Annotated in this window: 2 protein-coding genes; one reads left to right on the forward strand and one right to left on the reverse strand. The window is 72.0% G+C overall.

Going from position 1 to position 1809, the window contains the following annotated elements; all coding sequences use genetic code 11:
* Positions 1-20 precede the first annotated feature (20 nt).
* Positions 21-608 carry a hypothetical protein gene (locus HW445_RS29460; protein ID WP_180223876.1) on the forward strand — a complete coding sequence of 196 codons (588 nt, stop codon included), beginning with the start codon at positions 21-23 and terminating at the stop codon, positions 606-608.
* A gap of 73 nt (positions 609-681) precedes the next feature.
* On the opposite strand, the gene HW445_RS29465 is transcribed toward HW445_RS29460, so the two are convergent.
* The coding region (locus tag HW445_RS29465) for a glycoside hydrolase family 16 protein (RefSeq protein ID WP_180223877.1) at positions 682-1809 on the reverse strand (1128 nt) is incomplete at its 5' end.

The raw sequence follows: 1809 nt of genomic DNA on the forward strand, positions 1-1809 counted from the left end.
CGTGTCAGGCAGGGAAACACATGGACGTCGGACTCAAGCGTGAGCTCGAGCGGAAGGTGCGGGCCGGCGAGCGCCTGACCCGGGAGGACGGCATCGCGCTGTACGAGTCGGACGACCTGGCCTGGCTGGGCGCGCTGGCCCACGAGGTGCGGACCGCGCGGCACGGGGACGTGGCGTACTTCCACGGCGCCGAGGCCGGCGGCGGGCTCGCGTTCGGGGTCGGCGGATGGCGGGAGCGTGCCGCCGACGTCGACGCGATGCTGCGGCTGCGCGAGGAGTGGGACGGGCGCGAGCAGGCCGCCGTCCCGGTCGGGGACCGTTCCCTGTCCGGCCTCGAGGTGCTGAAGACCTACGCGGTGGCCCGGCTGCTGCTGGACAACGTGCCCCACCTGAAGGTCTTCCGGGAGACCTACGGCGACCGCACCGCCCAGCTGGCCCTCCAGCACGGCGCGGACGAGATCGAGGGCCCGGCGGGCGACGAGGTCGTCGAGCTCGTCCAGGACGCCGGATTCCGCCCCGTCCAGCACGACGGTGCCTACACGGCCGTCCGCGAGTACGACGGGCCCGACCCGGCGCGGCGCGACGAGCCGCAGGCGATGCGGCTCTGACCCACCGCCCCGGCCCCGGCCGGGGAGGGCCGGCCGGATCTCCGGCCGGCCCTCCTGCTTCGTGGGGCCGGGGTCAGCCGACGGTCCACTTCTGGTTGGCGCCGCCCGTGCAGGTCCAGATCTGCAGGCGGGTGCCGTCGGCCGAGGAATTGCCCTTGGCGTCCAGGCACTTGTTCGAGCCCGTGTTGGTCAGGTCGTTCGCCGCGGTGCGGACCCACTTCTGCGCGTTGGTGCCGTTGCAGGTCCACAGCTGGACCACGGCGCCGTCCGCGGTCGAACCGCCCGAGACGTCGAGGCACTTGCCGAGGGCGCGGACGGTGCCGTCACCGGGGAAGGTCCACTGCTGGGCGACGTTGCCGGTGCAGTTGTGGAGCTGGATCGGCGTTCCGTCGGCGGTCGCGCCGCCCGCCACGTCCACGCACATGCCGCCGATGCCGCGGATCGGGCCGGGGGCGGGGACGGAACCGCCGTCCGAGGTCGAGACCCGCACGTAGTCGACGGTCATGGTCTGCGGGAAGCTGGTGGAGCCGTCGGGGCTGCCGGGCCAGTTGCCGCCCACCGCCAGGTTGAGGATCAGGAAGAACGGGTGGTCGAAGACCCAGCGGTCGCCGCCCAGGTCCGCGGGCGTCCGCGTCTGGTACGCGGTGCCGTCGACGTACCAGGTGATCGAGGTGGGGCTCCAGTTCACCGCGAAGGTGTGGAATCCGTCGGCGAACGCCTGCCCGCCGGGCAGCGTGTAGCCCGCGCCGATGCCTTCCGCGCCGGAGTAACCCGGACCGTGCAGGGTGCCGTGCACGGTTCCCGGCTCACGGCCGATGTTCTCCATGATGTCGATCTCGCCGCTGTTCGGCCATCCCACGCTGCCGAGGTCGTTGCCGAGCATCCAGAAGGCCGGCCAGATGCCCTGGCCGCGCGGGATCTTGATGCGGGCCTCGAAGTGGCCGTAGGCCTGTGTGAAGGTGCGCGCCGTGTTCAGACGGGCCGAGGTGTACTGGCAACCGCCGTACCAGCACTGGAGGTTGGTGTCGGTGTTCCGCCGGGCCGTGATGGTCAGGTTGCCGTTGCCGTCCAGGGCCGAGTTGGCCCTGTTGTTGGTGTAGTACTGGAGCTCGTTGTTGCCGTTGCCCGAACCGCCGGTCTCCAGCGTCCACTTGGCCGGATCCGGGGCGCTGCCGGCCGCCCCGTCGAACTCGTCCGCCCA

The organism is Streptomyces sp. UH6, from assembly GCF_013421635.1.
Taxonomy (GTDB): domain Bacteria; phylum Actinomycetota; class Actinomycetes; order Streptomycetales; family Streptomycetaceae; genus Streptomyces; species Streptomyces abyssomicinicus.